Consider the following 15,662-nt stretch of genomic DNA (forward strand, 5'->3'; position numbering starts at 1 on the left):
TTGCACAGGCTCACAAGGAAATGAGGCATCATGGGATTGTTCGGTTTCGGCAGGAAACACGCCAAGCAGCAGACCGAGGGGGATGCTGAGGATCAAGAGGACCAGTCCAAAGGGCTCCACGAGTCCGAGAGCACTGAGGAATCCGCTGCAGAATCCGACCAGACTCTCCAGGCGGACCGCGACGAGTCGGCTGCGGAGCAGGATGAAGCCGAACAGAGCGGGAAGGGACCCTGGGACAGCATGGACCCCCAAGCCCCCGACACCGATGAGTATCTGGACATCGGCGCTCTGATGCTGCCCTTCCTGCAGGGCAGCGAGCTAAGGCTCAAGGCCAACTCGCAGACAGGCGACGTGCTGGGAGCCACCATCACCTATGGGTCCTCCAGCCTGGAACTGGAGCCCTTCGCGGCCCCCAAGTCGCTAGGCTTGTGGGACGAGGTCCGGGCTGACCTGCTGAAGGCCAATTCCGCCTGCAAGGAGGTGGACGGCGTCTTCGGCAAGGAGCTTACCCTGCCTGTCAAAGTCAAGGGCAGGAACCTGCTGACCCGGGTGGTGGGCATCGACGGACCCCGCTGGATGCTGCGAGGCATCTTCTCCGGCCCGGCGGCCAAGGGCGGCAAGGAGAAGGATGTGCTCGACGGCTACCTGGCCGACCTGGTAGTGAGCCGTGGCGATGAGCCTCTGGCCCCACGTGACCTGGTTCCCATGCACGCGCCTCTTACCCCCAATCAGCGCCGCGGACAGGACGAAGACCAGGTGTCCAAGGACGAGCAAGCTGCTAAGATTCCCGATAGGCCGGAGGGCCCCTTCGATTCGGATCAGCAGACCGAGGTGAAGACCACACTGTCGCGCGGACCCATGTTCTCGGAGATCCGCTAAGGCTGTGAAGCAGAAGCATTCCGGGCTGGCGGCGCTGGCCGACGATGATTTTTCCGTCATGGAGGTCATCGGCGGATGGCGTGGCATCGTCGAATCTTTGCTGCCAGGACTGGTATTTCTGGTTTTCTTCCTGGTGACCGGCCGTCTGGGCCTGACTGTGGCGGTTTCGGCGGCCCTGGCCCTGGCGCAGCTTTTAATTCGTCTGGTCCAGCGGCAGTCCTTCCTAGGGGCGCTGACCGGTCTGCTTTCGGTGGGCATCTGCCTGGTGGCTGCATGGCTGACCCGGGATGCTCGCAACTATTATCTGCCCGGATTTCTGACCAACGGATTCTGGATTATTGTTCTTGGGGCCTCGCTGTTGGCGCGGATGCCCGGCATAGGCTTGCTGGTGGAGTATCTGCGCCGACCTGTCGGGTCAGGCTGGAGACAATGGCTGGCTTCCTGGCGCAGTGAACCGGATCTGGTCCAGGCCTATACTCAGACCACCCTTGTCTGGATCGCCATCTTTGCGTTGCGCCTGCTGGTTCAGGTGCCGCTCTACCTGGCTGGTTTCGTCGGGTTTCTCGGCGCCGCACGCCTGATTCTGGGACTGCCCCTGTTTGCTCTGGGCATCTGGATCAGCTGGCTGCTGATCGGCGGCCCCTACCATCGTCGCCAGGCTGATCAGAAGGTCCACGTCGATCATGACTGAGACCAAGGTTCGTCTGCGTATCGAACGTTATGCTGACCAGGGCCGTTGCGTGAGCCACCTGGAGGATGGCCGAGTGGTCTTCGTCCGCTTCGCCCTTCCCGGGGAGCTGGTGGATGTCCTACTGGATGAGCCTCACGACCGGACCAGCAGATTCGCCACGGGCGAGGTCACCAAGGTGCTGGAGGCCAGCCCTGACCGTCGTGAACTCGTCTGGCCCCTGGCTGGCCCGCTTGCCTGGGGAGGAGGCTTGGGCGGCGCCGATCTGATTCATGTGAGTCTGCCCGGTCAGCTTACCTGGAAGGCTGATCTGATTGGTCAGCAGATGGCCCGCCTGGGCGGGGTGGACATCCAGGTGCCGGTAGCCCGGGTTCCAGGCGATGAGGAGCTGGGCGGTCTGCACTGGAGGACCAGAATCGAGCTGGTGGCCGACGACCAAGGCCGTCCCTCCATGCGTCGGCGTGGATCGCATGACCGTCTGCCGATTCAGACCATGCCCCTGGCTACTCAGGAGCTGCTGGATCTGGCTGACGAACTGGACATCTGGGAGGGCGGTCTGCCCGCGGGAGCCCGCATTCGCCTGGCCGTACCCCAGCCGCGGGATGGGGGACCGGTCGGCGGCAACTTCGCCCTGCTGGTGGATGGCCATCTGAGTCAGGGGAGTCGCCTGCTGACAGAGCGTCTGGAGGCCGGGGCAGGACCTGAGTACCAGGTTCGGGCTGACGGATTTTGGCAGATCCACCGTAAGGCACCAGTCGTGCTGACCAAGGCGGTCATGGACCAGGCTAGGCTGGCCCTGGATGGGGTGACCGAACCGGTCATCTGGGACCTCTACTGCGGATCAGGGCTCTTCACCCTGCCTCTGGCTGCTCTGGCTGACGGACGGACCCGGCTGCTGGCTGTGGAGGGGTCCGCCGGAGCCATTGCCAGTGCAAAAAACAACGTAAAGCGTGCCGGACTGGACCGGGTGGTCCTGCGTCGAGGGGACGTGGCCAAGGTTCTGGCCGGCGGTGCTCCCAGGGGGCTGGGCCATCCCGATCTGATCCTGCTGGATCCGCCCAGGGCCGGCGCCAAAGCTGCGGTTTGCCGACTGCTGGCCGCCAGCGGGGCCGGGACCATCATCTATGTGGCCTGCGATCCGACCAGCTTAGCCAGGGATACAGCCACCCTGATCTCTCTGGGCTACAGCCCAAAGCACCTTGAGGCCTTCGATATCTACCCGATGACCCACCATGTGGAGACCGTGGCAGTTTTCACCCGCAATGCAGGAAGACAGCACTGACATGAGCCGCCCAGAACGGGTCTTGACGGTGTACAGGCGGCTGGCGTGTCTGCTGCTGACGGTCGCTCTGCTGGCAGGCATGCCCATGCTGACTGGCTGCGCTCCCAAGGACAGGGCCGTGGGCGACTCCTGGCATGAGGGTACAGTGCCCCATGACGGTGTGGATCGGTCTGATACTTTGGTGGCTTTGATTGGCTGTCCGAAGAAGGGTGACAAGGACCCAGACGCCGGTCTTGACAGTCGCATCCTGTCATCGTTGCAGGCGGAGCGCATGAAGGGCTATTTTTCCTCAGCTCAGTCCACCAGCGATCAGCAGGATGGCGTGCAGGATGCCATTAACCGCGGGGCTAGCCTGATTCTGATACGCCAACCTGGAGCCGGCGACTGGACCCCCGCCCTTAAAGCGGCGCGGAAGGCAGGCATCCCTGTGGTAGAGTTCGCTCAAAGCGGCAAGGCTTGGACTCCTGACCCGGGTAGGCTTTACTATGCGGCCACGGTCCACCCGGTGGATCCTGCAGGGAATCCGCACGCGCCCTTGCTGGCCGACGCCCTGCAGACCATTGTGGACGACGGACCGCATGCCAGGATCATGGCCGTGCGCTTCAGCGCCGACCGAGAGGGGACCGAGGATGAGCACAGGCAGTGAGCAAGAATCGACAGTGGGCACAGGCTTTCCGAACACTGACCGGCCGGGGCTGAGCTCACAGGAGGCGGAGCAGCTGAAGGCCCGGGGCCTGGTCAACGTCTCCCAGGACCAAACCTCCCGCAGCCTAGGCCAAATCATCCGCGACAACGTCTTCACCCTTTTCAACGGGATCATTCTGACCGCCATGGTGGTGGTCCTGCTGACTGGCCAGTGGAAGGACGCGGTCTTCGGCTTGATCATCATCATCAACACTGGCATCGGCGTGGCCACCGAGCTCAAGGCCAAGCACACCCTGGATGGGCTGTCCATCCTGGTGGCTTCCGACTACACGGTACGCAGGGATGGGCGCAACCTGACCGTGCCCCACGATGCCATCGTCAAGGGGGACCTGCTCTGGATCCGCTCTGGGGACCAGGTGCCCGCCGATGCGCAGATCATCGATACCTACGGCCTGGAGCTGGACGAATCCATGCTGACCGGCGAGTCGCGCACGGTCAGACACAAGCCGGGGGATCAGGTCTACTCGGGATCCACAGCCGTCTCGGGCATGGCTCTGGCCCAGGTGACCGCCGTGGGGGCTGACTCCTATGCCGCCACGCTGACAGCCAAGGCCAAGGTCTACAAGAAGGTCCACTCCGACCTGAACGAGGGCATCAACACCATCCTCAAGGTCATGACCGTGGTGGTCATTCCCCTCTGTCTGCTGCTCATCTTCACTCAGATGCGGACCGTAGGCGGCTTTCAGACGGCGCTGACCACTGGGGCCTGGCGGCAGGCCGTGGTGTCTGCCGTGGCCGGGGTCGTGGGCATGATTCCCGAGGGTCTGGTCCTGCTGACCTCCCTGAACTTCGCCCTGGCTGCTATCCGCCTGGCCCGGCACCAGACCCTGGTCCAGCAGATGGAGTCAGTGGAGACCCTGGCCCGGGTGGATGCCTTGAATCTGGACAAGACCGGCACCATCACGGACGGGGGCATCGTCTACGACGGCCTGCATCCGCTGGCCGAAGACCTGCCGGCTCAGCAGCTGCGGCAGGCCCTGGTGGATGTCTGCGCGGAGGAGGGCCCCAACGCCACCGGCCGTGCCATCCTCAAGGGGATGGATGATCTGCGCCCGGGCAGGGCCGTCAGCCGTCTACCTTTCTCGTCTGCCCGTAAATGGAGCGCTGTGGCCGACCAGTCCGGGCGAATCTGGTACTTCGGCGCCCCGGAGGTACTCCTGGCATCCCAAGTAGGCAGATGGCCTAAGGTGGACAAGCAGGTGGCTGACCTGGCCGATCGTGGCTACCGTGTGCTGATGCTGGCGGCCCCCAATGGGTATCCGAGCACCGACCAGCCTGACTACTTCACCAGCAGCCCCGAACTGCCTGGGAGTCTGAAGCCTCTGGCTCTGATCACCTGTTCAGAGCGCATTCGCGACGACGCTGCCGAGACTCTGGCCTGGTTCCGCCAACAGGGTGTGCGCTGCCGGGTCATCTCAGGCGACAATCCGGCTACTGTGGCGGCCATCGCCAACAAGGTGGGCCTGACCGGCGACCGGGCGCCTCGGGCCATGGATGCCCGTCAGCTGCCCGAGGATACGGCGGCCCTGGCCGAGGTCCTGGAGGACGTCGACGTGCTGGGCCGGGTCCTGCCCGACCAGAAGAAGGCCATCGTTCAGGCCCTGCATCTGAAGGGCCACACGGTGGCTATGACCGGCGACGGAGTCAATGACTCCCTGGCCCTGAAGGAGGCGGATCTGGGCATCGCCATGGGCAATGCGGCAGCCGCCACCAAGGCCGTGGCCCAGCTGGTCCTAGTGGATTCGCGCTTCTCGCATCTGCCAGACGTTGTGGCCCGGGGTCGGCAGGTCATGGCCAACATGGAGCGGGTGGCCGGCCTCTTCCTGGTCAAGACCGTCTACTCGGCCCTGATCTCCCTAGGGGTGGTCCTGACCGGCATCCCCTTCCCCTACCTGCCCCGGCACATCACCTACATCGGTGCTTTGACCATAGGCACGCCGGCCTTCTTCCTGGCGTTGGCCCCCAACACCAGGCGCTACCGGCCCGGCTTCCTGCGGCGGGTGGTCACCTTCGCCCTGCCCTCGGGCATCGCCACAGCCCTGATCGTGCTGGCGGCGGCCTGGAGCTTGCCCGGCCTGCTTGGCATGGATCTGGCCCGGCCTGGCGATCTGGAGCGCTGGCGGTCGGTCTGCGCCATCGTTCTCTTCTGCATGGGCGTGCTGGTCCTGACCCAGGTGGCCCGGCCCCTGCGTTCCTGGAGGGGCCTGCTGGTCCTCTTCTTTGCTGCAGCCGGGGTGATCGGAGCCCTCATCCCTATAGTGGCGCGGTTCTTCGCCATAAGCCTGCCCACAGGTCCGGCCCTGGCCGCCACCGCGGCCTTCGCCCTAGTGGGAGCTGTGCTCATGGTCCTGGCGGTTCTGGGTTATCCGGCATGTGCACGTTACATCCGTCAGGTAACACATCGGCGCTAAGAATGAACCGCAAAAGCACAGATAAGCGTCGCTGACGGCTTGGGGTTCTCCCGCCGCCGGTCCACATGGGCGCAAGGGCCAATCCTCAGCGTCCAAGGAAGGGGTGGTGCATGTCAGAATCCGCACAGAATACCGGCCGTTCCAAGCTCAAGGTGGGCTCCGAGGAGTTCGAATACTACCGGATCAGCGATCTGCCGGGAATCGGCCACCTGCCCTATAGTCTGCGCATCTTGGCTGAGAATCTGCTGCGCCACCAGAACGGGACCACGGTGACCCGGGACCAGCTGGATAGGCTTCTGGCCTGGGACCCCAAGGCCCAGCCCGACAGAGAGATCCAGTTCACCCCTGCCCGAGTGCTTATGCAGGACTTCACCGGCGTACCCTGCATGGTCGACTTGGCCACCATGCGCGATGCCGTCAAGGCCATGGGTGACGACCCCTCACTGGTCAACCCGCTCATCCCCGCGCAGATGGTCATCGACCACTCCGTCCAGGTGGACAGCTCGGGCGCGCCCGGCGCCCTGGAACACAACATGGACCTGGAATACCAGCGCAATAGTGAGCGTTACCGCTTCTTACGCTGGAGTCAGCAGGCCTTCAGGAACTTCCGCGTGGTGCCTCCGGGCACCGGCATCATTCACCAGGTCAACCTGGAGTACCTGGCCCAGGTGGTCATGCGCAGGGACAGGACCCGGGGGAAAAACCCAGCCTTGGTCTACCCGGACTCCTGCGTCGGCACTGATTCCCACACCACCATGGTCAACGGCCTGGGCGTGCTGGGCTGGGGCGTGGGCGGCATTGAGGCCGAGGCGGCCATGCTGGGCCAGCCTATCTCCATGCTGGTGCCCCAGGTCTTGGGCTTCAAGCTGACCGGATCCATCCCTGAGGGAGTCACCGCCACCGACGTGGTGCTGACTGTGACCCAGATGCTGCGCGAGGTGGGCGTGGTGGGCCAGTTCGTGGAGTTCCATGGCAAGGGACTGGCCCAGGTCCCCTTGGCCAACCGGGCCACCCTGGGCAACATGAGCCCCGAGTTCGGCTCCACCTGCGCCATCTTTCCTATTGACCAAGTTACCCTGGACTACCTGCGTCTGACCGGTCGCAGCGACGACCATGTGCGCCTGGTGGAGGCCTATGCCAAGGCCAACGGCCTGTGGATGGATCCGGACGATGCTGACTACCTCGAACCTGAGTATTCCCAGGTGCTGGAACTGGATCTGTCCACAGTGCGTCCGTCCATTGCCGGTCCCCGGCGGCCCCAGGACCGCATCCTGCTGGACCAGGCCCAGAAGACCTACCAACGGGATCTGAAGGACTACAGCGGCCAGGGGAGGGACAGCGAGCCTGTGCCGGTCAGGAAGGCTGACGGCAGCGAGTTCAGCCTGCGCGACGGGGACGTGGTCATTGCGGCCATCACCTCCTGCACCAACACCTCGAACCCTTCAGTCATGGTGGCTGCCGGACTGCTGGCCCGCCAGGCGCGTGCCCGTGGACTGCGACCCAAGCCCTGGGTCAAGACGTCGCTGGCTCCTGGCTCCCAGGTGGTGACGGATTACCTGAATCGGACCGGCCTGAGCGAGGACCTGGACGCCTTGGGCTTCGAGCTGGTCGGCTACGGGTGCACAACCTGCATCGGCAACTCTGGTCCCCTGGATCCGGCCATCCACCAGGCCATCGCCGATCATGATCTGACGGTGACGGCCGTGCTTTCGGGCAACAGGAACTTCGAGGGGCGCATCAGCCCTGATGTGAAGATGAACTATCTGGCCTCGCCGCCCCTGGTGGTGGCATACGCCCTGGCCGGCACCATGGACTTCGACCCCTGGCACGACCCTCTGGGCCGGGACAGCCAAGGCAGCCCGGTCATGCTGGCGGACATCTGGCCCTCCCAGGAGGCCATCGAGTCCGTGGTGGGCACCGCCCTCGACCGGGATATGTACCTGCACGACTATGCGGACGTCTTCGGCGGGGACGAGCGCTGGCGGAAACTGGATGTGCCGGAGGGAGAGCTCTTCCACTGGGATCAGGATTCCACCTACATCCGTCGCCAGACCTTCTTCGACGGCATGAAGGCCCAGCCCGACCCCTTGGAGGACATTCATGGAGCTAGGGTGCTGGCCCTGCTGGGGGATTCGGTCACCACTGACCACATTTCACCCGCAGGGGCTATCAAGGCTGACGCTCCGGCTGGTCGCTACCTGCAGGAACACGGCATAGCCCCCAGGGATTTCAACTCCTATGGCTCTCGGCGTGGCAACCACGAGGTCATGGTCCGAGGCACTTTCGGCAACATTCGTCTGCGCAACCAGCTGCTGGCCTCGGTGGGATTGGGCGTGCGCCCAGGAGGATTCACTTACGACTTCCTGAACGGTCAGGAGACGACCATCTTCGAGGCGGCGCAGGACTATGCCGGGCAGGGCACGCCCTTGGTGGTACTGGCCGGCAGCGAGTACGGCACGGGCTCCTCAAGAGACTGGGCGGCCAAGGGCACCCGGATGCTGGGCGTAAGGGCTGTGATCGCCAGGTCCTTCGAGCGCATCCACCGCAGTAACCTGATCGGCATGGGTGTGCTGCCGCTGGAGTTTCCTGCAGGTCAGTCGGCCCAGAGCCTGGGGCTGGACGGTCAGGAGACCTATGATCTGATCGGCGTCGATGCCCTGAACAGCTCCCTGCCCGAGCAGGTCCAGGTGCGGGCTCGGCGGCCTGACGGCAGCAGGGTGGAGTTTGCGGCCAAGGTGCGCATTGACACCCCTGGCGAGGCCGAATACTACCGCAACGGCGGCATCCTGCAGTACGTGCTGCGTGGTCTGCTGGCCAGGGCCGACCAGGCGGCCTGAAGAAGATACGAAAATCCCCCGCCTCAACGCTTTTGATTAATTTCGGAAGCGCTAGGGGTGGGGGATTTCTTTGTCAGTTGCGGTCGCCAAGCAGATTCAGGATGTAGAGGAAGAGATTGACGAAGTCCAGGTAGAGGTTGAGGGCGCAGAGGATCGAGACCCGCTTGATGGCTTCCGGCCCCTGGCTGCGGTAGGCGGCGAAGATGACCCTGGTCTGCTGGGCGTCGTACATGGTAAGCCCGGCGAAGAGGATGATGCCAATGGCCGAGACCACGCGCAGTGCTGTGTTGGACGGGGCCAGGAAGAGCATGACCGCCTGGACCAGGATCAGCATGAGCAGGCCGACCATGAAGACGGAACCCAGGCTCAGCATGTTGCGCCGCGTGGTCAGTCCCAGCATGCTGAGGACGAAGAAGAAGCCTGCGCTGATCACCAGGGTCAGCATGATGGATGGCAGGGAGTAGGTTATGAAGATAGTGCTCAGGGTGAAGCCCATCAGAGCCGCATACACGTAGAACATGACTCGGGCGGTGGAAGTGCGTATGCGCATGATCCGGGCGCTCAGGACCATGGCGAAGGCCACCTGGACTACGGCCATGCCGATCCAGCCCAGGGCGCCTGTGGCCTGCATGAAAGCCAGGAGCAGTCCGGTCCGGGCAGTCAGGTAGGCCGTCAGGGCTGTGACCAGCAGGCCGACGGCCATCTCCGCATAGGCGCGCGACATGGAGACCCGCTCCGCCTTTTCAAAGCTGTATGCTGCGTTCGTGTCGATGGGCGAGCTCATGCCGTAGGGCTGACCGCCCTGCATGGTCGGCATCGGCTGCTGCGTGTACTGACTGTATGGGGCCTGCGGCCCCGGATTCCCGTTGAATGCCATCTGCTGCTCCTTTGTCATTGCCGCCTGTGGCGGATGGTCATCTTGTTCAAGTATACATGGCGGGTTTGGCGTTATACAGGGTGTTTGCTCTGACTGGAAACAGGCTGGAATTGCTGCTATGGCGGGCTGGTCGCATACCCCCTGTTTTGTCAGTAGGTTGTCCGTCCTGGCAATGCTTGTCATTGGCTCAAATGCACAAACTATGGCGCAAACCAGCCGTCTTACCTGCAACCCTGCCCCACAACACCACCCAGCCGATAAACAACGCACAAGAAGTGATTGTGCGAGGAGAGTCTACACGACAGCCGCTAATCAATACATGCCGTGATCAGGTGCTGCTTCCATCTTGTCTTGCGGATAGAATGAGCACACAATACGTCTCGGCCTGAGATTGGCCAACAAGGAGCATGCCCATATGACCGGAAACGTCACCGACACCGCCATCACCCTCAACAATGGGGTCAGCATTCCTCAGCTGGGGCTTGGGGTCTTTCAAACCCCCGACGGCGAGGCCACCAGCCAGGCCGTCACCTGGGCCCTGCAGTCGGGCTATCGCCACATCGACACCGCCATGATATACGGCAACGAGCAGTCCGTGGGGGAGGGTCTGCGCCGCTCTGGGGTTGACAGGAGGGATGTCTTCCTGACCACCAAGCTCTGGAACGACGACATTCGCGCAGGACGAGCCAAAGAGGCCTTCAAGGAGAGCTTGGACCGGCTGGGCGTGGACTATCTGGACCTCTATCTGATCCACTGGCCCGCCAAGGGCTGGCAGCAGGCCTGGGAGGACATGGAGGAGCTCTATACGCAGCGGCGGGTGAGGGCCATCGGGGTCTGCAACTTCCAGAAGCACCACTTGGACGAGCTGCACACCATCAGCGGCACCAAGCCGGCGGTCGACCAGATCGAGTCTTCGCCCCAGTTCGTCAACGGCGACCTGATCGATTATTGCCATGGCATCCTGCGTGTGGATGTGGAGGCCTACAGTCCCTTGGGTGGCACCGGCGGCAACCTGCTGGCTGATCCCAGGCTCAAGGCCATCGCCGAGCGCTACGACCGCTCCCCGGCACAGATCGTGCTGCGCTGGCACCTTCAGCGCGGGGTGATCGTCATTCCCAAGTCCACCCACAAGGAGCGGATCGAGCAGAACGCGCAAGTCTTCGACTTTGAGCTGAACGAGGATGACATGAAGACCATCACCGCGTTGAACAGAGACGAGCGCACTGGCGCGGACCCCGACAACTTCGACTTCTAGGGGATAGCGATGCGGGAGGAGGCCCGACCTTGCAAGCGGTGCCTCCTCCCGGTGACCCGTCGGGAAGCTCCAACCTTCCGCCTGACCCGAATCCTATGGTCAATGATTTGACGGAATTCAGCTATTCAGCATTGCCGCTGATGGCATCGTCATCAGACTCCTGCTCCTGGGGCGAGCCTGAGATGTCGCGGTGGATCGACTGCATCTGCACCTCGATGTTCTGCAGGGAGCGGGCGCAGTCCAACAGGGTCTGTGAGTGCTCGGCCAGGCGGGCGTCGGGCAGGTCGGACTTGTAACGCAACTGGTGCTCCAGGGAGGCCCAGTAGTCCATGGCAATGGTGCGGAACTGCACCTCGACCGGCGTGTAGTGAGGGCCTGAGGTCAGGAAGACCGGCACGGCGTAGATGACGTGCAGGCTGCGGTAGCCATTCATCTTGGGATTGCGGATGTAATCCTTGACCCGCAGCACCTGAATGTCCGACTGGTCGGAAAGGTAGCGGGAGACCGAGTAGACGTCGTCCCGATAGTTGCAAATGACGCGCACGCCGGCCACGTCGAAGATGTGATCGCGCACCGAGGGGATGGTGACAGGCAGGTTCTTACGGTGCAGCTTGCCGATCAGAGAGTCCACGCTCTTGAGCCGGCGCTCCATGTGGTGTATGGGGTTGTGGCTGAAACGGACCTGGAATTCGGTGTCCAGCACATCCAGCTTGGTCGAAATCTCGTACATGGCCCCCTCGTAGGTCTGCATGAGATTGACGAATTCCGTTATCTCGTCGATGTCCAGCTTGGGGCGGTCATTCTCGTCCAGGTCGGACAGCCGCTGCTTCATCTCGGATGCGCTCATGGCACTGTTACGGTCGAGTATCACGCGAACCTCCCATGCCGACGTTCGTAACCATGACTCATGGTACGCACAGGTCACGATGGCTGCGGGACCCGGCCTGCGCATACAATCGTGGCTTATGGAAGCAGGCGAAGACATGAGCGTCACCGCTCAGCATAAGGACAGCAGGGGCGTCTACTATGTGCGGACTCTGGGCTGTCAGATGAACGAGCACGATTCCGAACGGATTGCCGGGGTGCTCCGTGCCCAAGGCTATCAGCAGGCCACGCCCGAGCAGGTTCGTGCGCGCGAGGTCGACGTGATGGTGCTCAACACCTGCGCTGTACGCGACAACGCCACCAAACGCATGTATGGGACCATCGGGCGCTGGCATAGGTTTAAGCAGCACAAGCCTGACACGCGCATCGCCGTAGGCGGCTGCATGGCTCAGAAAGACCGAGAGCGGATCGTGCGAGCGGCGCCCTGGGTGGATGCAGTCTTTGGTACCAGGGACATTGGCTCGCTGCCCGGTCTGCTGGACAAGGTCCGCGAGGATGGACAGCCCCAGGTGGGGGTTTCGAAGGAGCTCCGGGATCTGCCCGGTCGGCTGCCAGCGGTCAGGGCCTCGCGCTCGCAGGCCTGGGTGTCCATTTCGGTCGGCTGCAACAACACCTGCACCTTCTGCATCGTGCCATCGGTGCGCGGGCGGGAGCGAGACCGATCCATGGACGACATCCTGCAGGAGGTTGAGGGCTGCGTGCGCTCCGGTGCCCGCCAGGTGACGCTGCTAGGGCAGAACGTCAACTCCTACGGCTGGGCCACGGGGGACCGCTACGCTTTTGCCCGACTCCTGCGCGCCTGCGGCCGGGTGCCTGGGCTGGAGCGGGTCCGCTTCACCTCGCCCCATCCTGCGGCCTTCACCGACGATGTGATTGCTGCCATGGCCGAGACGCCCACGGTCATGCACCAGCTGCACATGCCTCTGCAGTCTGGTTCCGACCGGATTCTGCGGGCCATGCGGCGCTCCTACCGGTCCCAGCGCTTTCTGGACATACTCGACAAAGTACGGGCTGCCATGCCCGATGCCCTGATCACCACCGATATTATCGTGGGGTTCCCCGGGGAGACCGAGGAGGATTTCCAGGCCACCATGGACGTAGTGCGCCGGGCGTGCTTCTCGTCGGCCTATATCTTCGAGTATTCGCCCCGTCCGGGCACTCCGGCCGCGCGCATGCCGCAGCTGCCCAAGGCCGTGGTCCAGGACAGGTTCGAGCGCCTGCAGGCCCTGCAGGAGTCCATCACCATGGATCACATGCAGGACTTCCTGGGCAGGCAGGTGGAGGTGCTGATCGGCGACGGGCACGGCCGACACGACGGCAGCACCCATCGGGTGACTGGCCATGAGCGCACCGGAGTGCTGGTCCATGTCGGTGCGCCCCATGGGATGCCTGCGCCAAAGCCTGGGGACCTGGTCACCTGCACCGTCACTCAAGCCGGGCCCCACTATCTGATCGCTGACCCGGATCCCCAGGCGGGGCAGGTCTATGACGTCCGCTGAGCAGGAGCAGCCTGCCGGTCAGGGACCTCGCATCGTCTCCATCGTGGGCCCCACTGCCTCGGGCAAGACCGCCCTGGGAGTGGCTCTGGCGCAGGCTCTCCAGGCACGCGGGCAAAGAGCTCATATCATCAATGCCGATGCCTACCAGATGTACCGGGGGATGGATGTGGGGACAGCCAAGCCTTCGGTCCAGGAGCGGCAGGCGGTGGTCCACCACCTGATCGACATCATCGAGCCGGAGGAGGCCATGAGCGTGGCCCGCTTCCAGGCCATGGCCCGGTCCTTGATAGCCGACCTGCGGGCGCAGAAGATTCGCCCCATTCTGGTCGGCGGCTCCGGGCTCTATACCCGGGCGGTCATCGATGATCTGTCCTTCCCTGGCACCGATCCGGCGGTCAGGACCAGGCTGGAGGAGCGGGCTCAGGAGGAGGGCCCCGGGCTGCTCTTCCGCGAGCTGCAGGAGCGCGATCCGGAGGCTGCGGCCAGGATGGATCCTAGGAATGTGCGACGAACCGTGCGGGCTCTGGAGGTCATGGACATCACCGGACGGCCCTATTCGGCCAGTCTGCCCCGATACCGCTACCTGTTGCCCGCCCTGCAGCTGGGCCTGGATCTGCCTCGGGAGGAACTGGACAGCAGGATCGACCAGCGAACCCAGGCCATGCGCGACCAAGGACTGGTCGATGAGGTGAGAGGGCTGCGGAACCGTCTGGGGACCACGGCTGCCCGCGCCCTGGGATATCAGCAGATTCTTGACTATCTGGAAGGCCGCACCGACCTGGATTCAGCCTTCGAGCTGATAGCGCAGAAGACCATGCGTCTGGCCCGCAAGCAGATGGGCTGGTTCGGCCGGGATCCGCGCATCCACTGGCTGAATGCCCTGGCTCCGGACCTGGCTGAGCAGGCCCTGAGCCTGGTGGACCAGGCCGACCAAGGCCGCTTCGACCAGGCGGACGCTCAGGTCGACCAGACGGACCAGGGGAGGGTGACCAGACACCATCTGGGTGCCCTTTGACTTCAAGTACTTGAAGTTCCTAAGCTGGACGGGTATGACCACTATCACGCAGCCCCAGGCTGAAACCCAGACCGCCCAGGAATCCGGACCCTGGTACAGCATTCGCCAAGCCTCGCTCATGTCCGGGATGCCGGAGACCACCCTGCGCTACTACGAGACCATCGGCATCATTCCGCCCATCACCAGGGATCCATCAAGCGGACATCGTTGCTACAGCCAGGAGGATCTGGACCTGCTGGAGACCATCTCCTGCCTGAGCGCCACGGGCATGTCCCTGGAGCACATGCGAGAGTACCTGGGCAACCGGGCGGGAGGAGCCGAGGCTGCTGGACGGCAGATCGATCTCCTGAACGAGCAAGGACGGCGGTTGGACCAGCGGATGGCCGATCTGCGTGCACGGAAGCGGTATGTAAGGCTCAAGATCGAATACTGGGGGCACATCCGGGACCACGATCAGACTGGGGCAACCCGCCTGATCAATCAAAGCGCCCAGATTATCGAGGCTGCCAAGCGCAGCGGCAACGAACGGCTCGCAGGCTGAGACTGCCGGAATTGCTGGGTGGCGTATCGACTCAGTGGGCTGGACCCTGGTCCCATCCGGCGATCAGAAATATTCTGGTTGGGTTGACCGGGCGGACCATACCCGCGATCAGAGCTCGCAGCTCATCGGTATTGCCCAGTAGCGCTCGGTGGATGGCTCGGCGGTGGGCACCCGGATCAGCCCGTCCCCAGTCCAGGTCCCAGCCTGCATCGTGGGACAGGCGCGACAGGAAAATGCGCAGGGTCATGTCGTCACAGTCGGCGAAGGGGTGCAGGTAGGAGAGCTCATCGTAGAAATGGGCCAGGCTATCCACGAAGACCGGGCGGTCCAGGCTAACCAGGTTGTGTTTGGCCGCCAGCTCTTGGCTAATGGCCGCAGCACCATGCTCCAGCATCGATGCCGGATATAGGCTGGCGCCGCCGTCCGGTTGAGTTCGGCGCAGCATTCGCCCTTCCGACAGGCTGGGCAGCAGTCGGCGGTGGATGGCTTTCAGCTCGTCAAGATCGCCCTCGGGCGCCCATGGCCGCTCGCAGACCAGGATGGTCCGCAGAAACAGGGCATCTGTATGGGCATTCCCATGACTGGTCTGGGCCTCTAAGTGTTGAGCCTGGTCAGACAGCTCCTCGGCTACCGCTCTGCCCGCCACGAAGTCGTTCGCCGCTTCAAGAATCGAAGAACCGGGATGACAGTCATCCAGAAACAGGTTGCGCAGGGCGAAGGCCACGGCGCTCTGGCGTTCGGCTGGTGTCACGTCAACGATGCTAGCCCTGGCAGCCCCCGTCTGAAAG

13 protein-coding genes are annotated in these 15,662 nt (G+C 63.5%); 10 read left to right on the plus strand and 3 right to left on the minus strand.

Going from position 1 to position 15,662, the window contains the following annotated elements; all coding sequences use genetic code 11:
* Positions 1 to 30: 30 nt before the first annotated feature.
* From DKK75_RS02685 to acnA, 6 genes are all read left to right on the plus strand, one after another.
* On the plus strand, positions 31 to 879 hold the full coding sequence (locus tag DKK75_RS02685) for a DUF3710 domain-containing protein (protein WP_110451923.1): 849 nt from the start codon (positions 31 to 33) through the stop codon (positions 877 to 879).
* A gap of 4 nt (positions 880 to 883) precedes the next feature.
* Positions 884 to 1,570, plus strand: coding sequence for a DUF3159 domain-containing protein (locus DKK75_RS02690; RefSeq protein ID WP_110451924.1), 687 nt, complete (start codon positions 884 to 886; stop codon positions 1,568 to 1,570).
* Positions 1,563 to 2,849 carry a class I SAM-dependent RNA methyltransferase gene (locus DKK75_RS02695; protein ID WP_110451925.1) on the plus strand — a complete coding sequence of 429 codons (1,287 nt, stop codon included), beginning with the start codon at positions 1,563 to 1,565 and terminating at the stop codon, positions 2,847 to 2,849. Before DKK75_RS02690 ends, DKK75_RS02695 begins: the two co-directional genes overlap by 8 nt.
* Before the next feature lies 1 nt (position 2,850).
* Complete coding sequence (locus tag DKK75_RS02700) at positions 2,851 to 3,495, plus strand: substrate-binding domain-containing protein (RefSeq protein WP_181414430.1); 645 nt, start codon at positions 2,851 to 2,853, stop codon at positions 3,493 to 3,495.
* Positions 3,479 to 5,965, plus strand: a complete 2,487-nt coding sequence (locus DKK75_RS02705; RefSeq protein WP_110451927.1) for an HAD-IC family P-type ATPase — start codon at positions 3,479 to 3,481, stop codon at positions 5,963 to 5,965. The genes DKK75_RS02700 and DKK75_RS02705 overlap by 17 nt, the downstream gene beginning before the upstream one ends.
* Positions 5,966 to 6,075: 110 nt before the next feature.
* Complete coding sequence (gene acnA, locus DKK75_RS02710) at positions 6,076 to 8,802, plus strand: aconitate hydratase AcnA (protein ID WP_110451928.1); 2,727 nt, start codon at positions 6,076 to 6,078, stop codon at positions 8,800 to 8,802.
* A 73-nt stretch (positions 8,803 to 8,875) separates the two neighbouring features.
* Here acnA and DKK75_RS02715 read toward each other — a convergent pair whose 3' ends face one another.
* Positions 8,876 to 9,679: a Bax inhibitor-1/YccA family protein gene (locus tag DKK75_RS02715; protein WP_258333126.1), complete on the minus strand. Its 804-nt coding sequence runs from the start codon at positions 9,677 to 9,679 to the stop codon at positions 8,876 to 8,878.
* Between the two features lie 415 nt (positions 9,680 to 10,094).
* Between DKK75_RS02715 and DKK75_RS02720 the strand changes: the two genes are divergently transcribed.
* Positions 10,095 to 10,934 carry an aldo/keto reductase gene (locus DKK75_RS02720; protein WP_110451930.1) on the plus strand — a complete coding sequence of 280 codons (840 nt, stop codon included), beginning with the start codon at positions 10,095 to 10,097 and terminating at the stop codon, positions 10,932 to 10,934.
* Positions 10,935 to 11,055: 121 nt separating this feature from the next.
* Here DKK75_RS02720 and DKK75_RS02725 read toward each other — a convergent pair whose 3' ends face one another.
* Positions 11,056 to 11,766, minus strand: coding sequence for a GTP pyrophosphokinase (locus DKK75_RS02725; RefSeq protein ID WP_258333156.1), 711 nt, complete (start codon positions 11,764 to 11,766; stop codon positions 11,056 to 11,058).
* Between the two features lie 133 nt (positions 11,767 to 11,899).
* Here DKK75_RS02725 and miaB point away from each other — a divergent pair, with 133 nt between their 5' ends.
* Genes miaB through DKK75_RS02740 form a run of 3 tightly spaced genes read left to right on the plus strand, consistent with a single transcriptional unit; the run spans position 11,900 to position 14,874 of the window.
* Positions 11,900 to 13,318, plus strand: a complete 1,419-nt coding sequence (miaB, locus tag DKK75_RS02730; RefSeq protein WP_258333127.1) for a tRNA (N6-isopentenyl adenosine(37)-C2)-methylthiotransferase MiaB — start codon at positions 11,900 to 11,902, stop codon at positions 13,316 to 13,318.
* On the plus strand, positions 13,305 to 14,333 hold the full coding sequence (gene miaA, locus DKK75_RS02735; protein ID WP_110451933.1) for a tRNA (adenosine(37)-N6)-dimethylallyltransferase MiaA: 1,029 nt from the start codon (positions 13,305 to 13,307) through the stop codon (positions 14,331 to 14,333). Before miaB ends, miaA begins: the two co-directional genes overlap by 14 nt.
* 34 nt (positions 14,334 to 14,367) lie before the next feature.
* Positions 14,368 to 14,874 (plus strand): MerR family transcriptional regulator, encoded by a 507-nt coding sequence (locus DKK75_RS02740; protein WP_110451934.1) that lies wholly within the window; start codon positions 14,368 to 14,370, stop codon positions 14,872 to 14,874.
* A 31-nt stretch (positions 14,875 to 14,905) separates the two neighbouring features.
* Here DKK75_RS02740 and DKK75_RS02745 read toward each other — a convergent pair whose 3' ends face one another.
* Complete coding sequence (locus tag DKK75_RS02745) at positions 14,906 to 15,625, minus strand: Fic family protein (RefSeq protein WP_110451935.1); 720 nt, start codon at positions 15,623 to 15,625, stop codon at positions 14,906 to 14,908.
* Between the last annotated feature and the right edge of the window lie 37 nt (positions 15,626 to 15,662).

Origin of the sequence: Bifidobacterium asteroides, assembly GCF_003202695.1 — a bacterium.
GTDB classification, from domain to species: domain Bacteria; phylum Actinomycetota; class Actinomycetes; order Actinomycetales; family Bifidobacteriaceae; genus Bombiscardovia; species Bombiscardovia asteroides_G.

Excerpts from the sequence above, each read along its gene's own strand:
- DKK75_RS02705 (WP_110451927.1), top strand. The coding sequence starts at position 3,479 with ATGAGCACAGGCAGTGAGCAAGAATCGACAGTGGGCACAGGCTTTCCG.
- DKK75_RS02715 (WP_258333126.1), bottom strand. The coding sequence starts at position 9,679 with ATGGCATTCAACGGGAATCCGGGGCCGCAGGCCCCATACAGTCAGTAC.
- acnA (WP_110451928.1), top strand. The coding sequence starts at position 6,076 with ATGTCAGAATCCGCACAGAATACCGGCCGTTCCAAGCTCAAGGTGGGC.
- DKK75_RS02695 (WP_110451925.1), top strand. The coding sequence starts at position 1,563 with ATGACTGAGACCAAGGTTCGTCTGCGTATCGAACGTTATGCTGACCAG.
- miaA (WP_110451933.1), top strand. The coding sequence starts at position 13,305 with ATGACGTCCGCTGAGCAGGAGCAGCCTGCCGGTCAGGGACCTCGCATC.
- miaB (WP_258333127.1), top strand. The coding sequence starts at position 11,900 with ATGGAAGCAGGCGAAGACATGAGCGTCACCGCTCAGCATAAGGACAGC.
- DKK75_RS02720 (WP_110451930.1), top strand. The coding sequence starts at position 10,095 with ATGACCGGAAACGTCACCGACACCGCCATCACCCTCAACAATGGGGTC.
- DKK75_RS02700 (WP_181414430.1), top strand. The coding sequence starts at position 2,851 with ATGAGCCGCCCAGAACGGGTCTTGACGGTGTACAGGCGGCTGGCGTGT.
- DKK75_RS02740 (WP_110451934.1), top strand. The coding sequence starts at position 14,368 with ATGACCACTATCACGCAGCCCCAGGCTGAAACCCAGACCGCCCAGGAA.
- DKK75_RS02725 (WP_258333156.1), bottom strand. The coding sequence starts at position 11,766 with ATGAAGCAGCGGCTGTCCGACCTGGACGAGAATGACCGCCCCAAGCTG.
- DKK75_RS02685 (WP_110451923.1), top strand. The coding sequence starts at position 31 with ATGGGATTGTTCGGTTTCGGCAGGAAACACGCCAAGCAGCAGACCGAG.